Genomic DNA, 6270 nt, shown 5'->3' with positions numbered 1-6270 from the left:
ACCCCTGAAAGCTAACGCTCTCAGGGGTTTTTGCTGCGCGCCAACTAAGAGTACTTAGGGACGTTTCTAGACACATCGCTAACGTTGACGCGATTAGCTATTGCCTCCAAAAATAAAACTATACAAAACATATCCTGTCGCTATAAAATTATTCTCCGTTTTTAATTGTTGTCACTCGATCTAGTTAGCTTTATGGCGATTATGATTTGACTCGACAGCGTAGTCACAGGGTTTTAGCATGCCAACTTTTGATGCCATTTTAACTGCTCTAGAAACTGAGGGTTGTTTTATTAGTGATGAGTTATTATCTCCAGCCTTGGTGCAATCATTATTAATAGAGGGTCATCAACGCTGGCAACTGGGTCAGTTTCACGATGCTCGTGTTGGACGTAAGCAACAACTTGCCTTGGCTGCGGATATTCGCGGTGATTCCATTCTTTGGTTAGATGCACATGATAGCTATCAAGCCTCACAGGAAATATTTGCATTGACTGAGTTATTGCAACAGGCATTTAATCAGTATTTTTTTATGGGTTTAAAGCAAGTTGAATTACACTATGCGCGCTATGCTTCAGGTACGGGCTATAAACGTCATATTGACCAGCATCATAACACTACCTTTAGAAAAATAACCATAGTCATTTATTTAAATCCGGATTGGACGGCGGAAGACGGTGGTGAATTGCTGATCTATGATCCTTTTAATCCGCAACAAGTGCTGTTTCGTGTTTTACCTATCGCTGGACGCATCGTGATATTCCGTAGTGATCTCTTTGAGCATGAGGTATTGCCTAGCAGCAAAACACGCTGGAGCATAACGGGCTGGTTTCGTGATGATGAAAACTTTTTCGGTTTTGCAGCTTGAATTCTAGACAATAATCTAGCAGTGGCCTACAAAACCATATGCTAGCTTAGTAATCGCTACACTATAGTTTGTACTAACACAGTTTCCTTAGCAGTCATATGGTGATAGGCCCTTTTTTGTTGCCACCGATGGTTTTTGCGACGCTTATCGGTGTGCTAGTATTAATGCTCATTGGATCGCTACTAAAGCGTTGGATAGACCCACAATTTGATACCTGGGTTGGCATTGCTCTGGTGGCTGCCTTTTTAGCAGCTAGAGCTGGCTTTGTATTAAGGCATTGGGATAGTTATCAGCAAAATCCTTTACGCTTTTTTTATATTTGGCAAGGTGGTTTTGATAGTCATTGGGCTATCGTTGCGGCAGTACTGAGTCTCTTCTTTTTAAGTGCTTGGCGTTATCGGGCAATCGCTGCTGCTGCTTTACTGGTAGCAGGCTCTGCTATTTATCTCGCCTTTAGCCTGACGCCTAAAGCGGCTTCCACACAGTTAGCGGATATTCAGCTAGTTAACCTACAGGATGAAGCTGTTAATCTCGCAGCGCATGCTGATGATAAGGTGGTGCTTAATCTATGGGCAACATGGTGTGCGCCCTGCCATCGTGAGATGCCGATGCTGCAGCAGGCGATTGCAGATTATCCGGAGCTGCAGTTTTACTTAATTAACCAAGGTGAAACTGAGGTGGTGGTGAGGGACTATTTAGCAAGGCACGATTTACAACTACAGGCTTCGGTTCTATTAGATCCCACCCAAGCGATAGCAAGTTACTATCAGACACTAGGCACGCCTGTGACGCTTTTTTTTAATCAGAATAGGCTAGTGGCTACGCATGTGGGCGAGATCAGTGCTGAGCTACTTAGTGATTATGTGCAAGCGCTAAAGCACTAATGTAATCGCATGCTCGTACCAAGGCTGTATTGCATGGTATTAAGGTAATGGTCTGTGCTTGCTTCACCAGTATCCTCAGCTAATTCGTAATATTCATCATAACCTGACAGGTGATGGCCGCCGCTCTCCTCAAGGGGGATACCCTCAAGTAAGAGTTTATTGCCCGGCAATTGCTTATAGTTAATGATCTGACCGGGTTTTAGTTGCAAATGGCTCAGCAGTTCTTCTTTTAATTGGACTTGACCGTAGGCGCCAATAACCATATAGCCTTTTTTCATGGTGTATCTCCCTAATAATGATTGTAGTCAGCAGTTAACTGCTTGGAAAGGCTAGCAGCCACGTTTTATTGTGCTCAGAACCTGTTGCAGGGACAATACACAAAACTACATATGTATTCATCAGTAGGACAAAAATAACCACCCTGATATACAGCGCTCAGTCTTAAGTATATGATGAGTTGAGTGCAATATAAGTCTTTGTATTGATTTGATAATTTCGATTTAGGATAGTAGGCATGATAGCAAGCAGAAAGGAGTCTATTGATAAGCGTTTAGTGCTAATTCATCACACGGGTGCTAGACTATATCCCTTTAAAAAGTGCTTTAAAGAGACGGGTAGTTTTGGTTTTGTGGTGACCCCTAAGGGGCGGCGTGAGCGTAATGGCGATGGTCTTTATTTACAAAGCTTGGAGGAGGTGATTCCCTATTTCTTTTTCAAAGGTTATAACTTGGCTGCGACTACGGATACCAAGCCGACTAGTGCGGGTGAGCGAATTGGTGCCTTTACGATTAATGGCACAGCAATCGTGGACTATGAGATTGCTGAGGAGTTGAGTCATTTGGTGGCTACTGCACCGTTTCAACCGCGTCATGTTTTTTAAATTATGCGCTTAGAACTGTCTTAGTGCTAACGATGGCTGCTTATTTTTCCAAACTGGTTTAAAATCGAACGCTTGCGTTGAAATTTAAAATTACATTTGATAAATTTTAGATGAGATTTATTTTTGGAGCTTAAAGCATGCCAACCTCAATTGAGTTATTAGCAACCGTCTTATTCGGTCTTGCAATTATTCATACATTTACCGTACCTATTTTCGCCAAAATTGCCCATAGACCAGGTCCTCACCAGGGGCTTTGGCACTTGTTATCCGAGGTTGAGGGCGTGTTCGGGCTGTGGGCGACCATCTTTTTGGTGATTATGGCGGCCACTGGCGGTATTGAGTCTGCTGTGCATTATATGGATGGTCGTAATTTTACCGAGCCGCTCTTTGTATTTGCCATTATGGTGATTGCGGCAAGCCGTCCTATTTTGGATCTGGTGCAGCGTATTGTGCGCTATTTGGCGCGAGTGCTGCCGGTGCAGACTGAGGTGGCGCAGTTCTTTATTACCTTGAGTTTAGTGCCTTTAGCTGGCTCAATTATCACCGAACCTGCGGCTATGACTTTAGCAGCGTTGATGCTCAAAGAGGGTTATTTCAGTCGAGCACAGAGTGTAAAGTATAAGTATTTGGCCCTGGGTGTGCTCTTTGTCAATATTTCCATCGGTGGTGTGTTGACTGCGTTTGCGGCGCCACCGGTATTAATTGTGGCTAACACTTTCGGCTGGGACAGCTTGTTCATGTTGACAACTTTTGGTTGGAAGGCAGTAATCGCTGTCTTTATTAATGCGATCGCCATCACCTTTATTTGTCGTCGTGAAATTATTCGCACGGCGCGTATTCCTATCACTAAAGAAACACGTATTGAGCGAGGCGGGGTGGCTGAACGAGCCGAGGTGGTGCCTGCCAGTGTGATTTTAGTGCATTGTCTGTTCTTGCTTGGGGTGGTATTTTTCTCCCATCATCCGCATATCTTTATGGGTATGCTGATGCTCTTTATTGGTTATTGTACGGCCTATAATCGCTATCAAAACCCCTTGCTGATTAAGGAGGGCTTGATGGTCGGCTTCTTCTTGGCTGGTCTTTTGATTTTAGGTGGTATGCAGCAGTGGTGGTTGCAGAGTTTATTGGCCGGTTTAGAGCCGTTGGTGTTATTTGTGGGTTCAACGACCTTGACTGCAATTACTGATAACGCAGCCTTAACTTATTTAGGTTCTTTGGTTGAGGGTACCAGTCCCGAGTGGCGTTATATGCTTGTGGCTGGTGCGGTCAGTGGTGGTGGTTTAACCGTGATTGCTAACGCACCTAACCCGGCCGGTTTCTCTCTCTTAAGAAGAAGTTTCCCTGATCAGGCCATTGCGGCACAGTATTTATTATTAGCTGCATTAGGTCCGACCTTGGTTGCTTCCTTGCTGTTTGTCTTATTATAAATCTTGCGCTTAAAGCGCTACCTTAAGGAGGAAAAAGGGCTAAAATATAGCCCTTTATTTCCTTTTTTAGCGATTGCTGTTAGAGAGTTTGTTGTGCCTATTTATGTCTATCGTTGCGAATGTTGTGGTGCAGAAAAAGAGTTGCTGCAAAAGATGTCCGATCCTCCTTTAACGCATTGTGATGCCTGTGATCAGGAGACTATGGTGAAGCAGGTCACTGCGGCTGGTTTTGAGCTAAAGGGCACTGGTTGGTACGTGACTGATTTCCGTGATAGCGCTAAGCCTAAATCAGGCGGCTCGTCTGAGAGTTAATCAGACACCCTTTATTTATCATTTAGTTATTCTACTAATAAAACGCATTTAAGCGATTTCGGAGCAAATATGAAACGCACCTGCTATACAGGTCAGGTTGGACTAGATCAATTAGATCAAACAGTTACTTTATTCGGTTGGGTTCATCGTCGACGTGACCACGGCGGCGTTATCTTTATTGATTTGCGTGACCGCGAGGGTTTAGCGCAGGTGGTATGTAACCCTGAAAATAAAGACACCTTTAGTATCGCTGAGGGTATTCGTAATGAGTTCTGCTTAAAGGTAACCGGTGTTGTACGTCGCCGCCCTGAGGGTACGGTTAATCCGGATCTTAAATCGGGCGAGGTCGAGGTAGTGTGTGAGGCGATTGAGATTTTAAATCCATCGATTACCCCGCCGTTCCAGTTGGACGATGATAATTTATCCGAGACGATTCGTTTGACTCACCGCGTGATTGATTTGCGCCGTGAGGTGATGCAGAAAAATCTGATGTTACGCTACCGGGTTTCCATGGAGGCGCGTAAGTTTCTGGATGCTCTGGGCTTTATTGATATTGAAACACCGATGCTTACTAAGAGCACGCCTGAGGGCGCACGTGACTATTTAGTGCCGTCACGGGTTAATCCGGGTGAGTTCTTCGCTTTGCCACAGTCACCGCAGTTATTTAAGCAGTTATTGATGGTGGCCGGTTATGACCGTTATTATCAAATCACGAAGTGCTTTAGAGATGAGGACTTACGTGCCGACCGGCAGCCTGAATTTACTCAGATAGACTGCGAGGTTTCTTTCCTTGATGAGGAGGAAATTCGCGAGATCTTTGAATCAATGCTCCGTCATATCTTCAAGGAGGTGCTGGCCGTTGAGCTGCCGAATCCTTTCCCAACCATGCCTTGGACGGAGGCCATGCAGCGTTATGGTTCGGATAAGCCTGACTTGCGCGTGAAGCTTGAATTCACCGAGTTAACTGAGGTGATGAAAGACGTTGAGTTTAAGGTGTTTAGCGGTCCTGCCAATACTGACGGTGGTCGAGTGGTAGCGCTCAGAGTACCGGGTGGTGCAGCACTATCTCGTAAGGAAATTGATGACTATACGCAGTATGTTTCTATTTACGGCGCCAAGGGTCTGGCGTGGATTAAGGTAAATAGTGTTGCTGAGGGTCGCGAGGGCTTACAATCGCCGATTGTTAAAAATATCCACGATGCGGCCTTAACTGAGATCTTAAAGCGCACCGGTGCGACAGACGGTGATATTTTATTTTTTGGAGCGGATAAGGCCAAGGTGGTGAATGATGCCATTGGTGCCTTGCGCGTGAAATTAGGTCATAGCGATTTTGCCAAGGAGCATGGCTTATTTGACGCTGGCTGGAAGCCTTTATGGGTGGTTGACTTCCCAATGTTTGAATACGATGAAGAGGATCAGCGCTACGTGGCTGCACACCATCCCTTTACCAGTCCCAAAGATGGTCACGAAGATTTTCTTGAGTCCGACCCTTCAAAAGCCTTTGCCAAGGCCTATGATATGGTCTTAAATGGCTGGGAAATCGGCGGTGGTTCAGTGCGTATTCATCGCTCAGATGTACAAAAGAAAATCTTCAAAGCACTTAAACTGAGCGATGAAGAGATTCAAGCGAAATTTGGCTTCTTGGTTGAGGCCTTACGTTATGGTGCGCCACCGCATGGTGGTTTAGCCTTTGGTCTGGATCGTCTAGTGACAATCATGGCTAATGCACCGTCAATTCGTGATGTCATTGCCTTCCCTAAGACTCAGCGTGCTCAGTGCTTATTGACCAATGCGCCGTCTGAGGTTGATGAAAAGCAGCTACGTGAATTACATATTCGTTTACGCAAAAAAGCTGAGCAGCAGTAAGTTATTCTCACTGCGCTAAGTCAAACCGCTAATTCT

At 45.1% G+C, this 6270-nt stretch carries 7 protein-coding genes; 6 read left to right on the top strand and 1 reads right to left on the bottom strand.

Annotation, left to right across the window (positions count from 1 at the left end; translation table 11 throughout):
• Nucleotides 1-238 precede the first annotated feature (238 nt).
• Together HMPREF3144_RS00780 and HMPREF3144_RS00775 are read left to right on the top strand one after the other, a co-directional pair.
• Nucleotides 239-865 (top strand): 2OG-Fe(II) oxygenase, encoded by a 627-nt coding sequence (locus tag HMPREF3144_RS00780; protein ID WP_018025964.1) that lies wholly within the window; start codon nucleotides 239-241, stop codon nucleotides 863-865.
• 98 nt (nucleotides 866-963) lie between these two features.
• The gene (locus HMPREF3144_RS00775) at nucleotides 964-1749 is read left to right on the top strand and encodes a TlpA disulfide reductase family protein (RefSeq protein ID WP_018025963.1); all 786 of its coding nucleotides are present in this window, start codon (nucleotides 964-966) and stop codon (nucleotides 1747-1749) included.
• On the opposite strand, the gene HMPREF3144_RS00770 is transcribed toward HMPREF3144_RS00775, so the two are convergent.
• On the bottom strand, nucleotides 1746-2027 hold the full coding sequence (locus HMPREF3144_RS00770; RefSeq protein ID WP_018025962.1) for a hypothetical protein: 282 nt from the start codon (nucleotides 2025-2027) through the stop codon (nucleotides 1746-1748). The two genes, HMPREF3144_RS00775 and HMPREF3144_RS00770, sit on opposite strands and share 4 nt — an antisense overlap.
• 236 nt (nucleotides 2028-2263) lie before the next feature.
• Here HMPREF3144_RS00770 and HMPREF3144_RS00765 point away from each other — a divergent pair, with 236 nt between their 5' ends.
• The 4 genes from HMPREF3144_RS00765 to aspS all read left to right on the top strand — a co-directional run bounded on the left by HMPREF3144_RS00765 (nucleotide 2264) and on the right by aspS (nucleotide 6234).
• Nucleotides 2264-2629, top strand: coding sequence for a hypothetical protein (locus tag HMPREF3144_RS00765; RefSeq protein WP_018025961.1), 366 nt, complete (start codon nucleotides 2264-2266; stop codon nucleotides 2627-2629).
• 137 nt (nucleotides 2630-2766) lie between these two features.
• Nucleotides 2767-4056, top strand: coding sequence for a putative Na+/H+ antiporter (locus HMPREF3144_RS00760; RefSeq protein WP_070475705.1), 1290 nt, complete (start codon nucleotides 2767-2769; stop codon nucleotides 4054-4056).
• A 93-nt stretch (nucleotides 4057-4149) separates the two neighbouring features.
• Complete coding sequence (locus HMPREF3144_RS00755) at nucleotides 4150-4368, top strand: FmdB family zinc ribbon protein (RefSeq protein ID WP_070475717.1); 219 nt, start codon at nucleotides 4150-4152, stop codon at nucleotides 4366-4368.
• Nucleotides 4369-4437: 69 nt separating this feature from the next.
• Nucleotides 4438-6234 (top strand): aspartate--tRNA ligase, encoded by a 1797-nt coding sequence (gene aspS, locus HMPREF3144_RS00750; protein WP_018025958.1) that lies wholly within the window; start codon nucleotides 4438-4440, stop codon nucleotides 6232-6234.
• Nucleotides 6235-6270: the final 36 nt, after the last annotated feature.

This window comes from Oligella sp. HMSC05A10 (assembly GCF_001808335.1).
GTDB classification, from domain to species: domain Bacteria; phylum Pseudomonadota; class Gammaproteobacteria; order Burkholderiales; family Burkholderiaceae_B; genus Oligella; species Oligella urethralis.
This window is presented reverse-complemented; position numbering and strand designations above follow the sequence as displayed.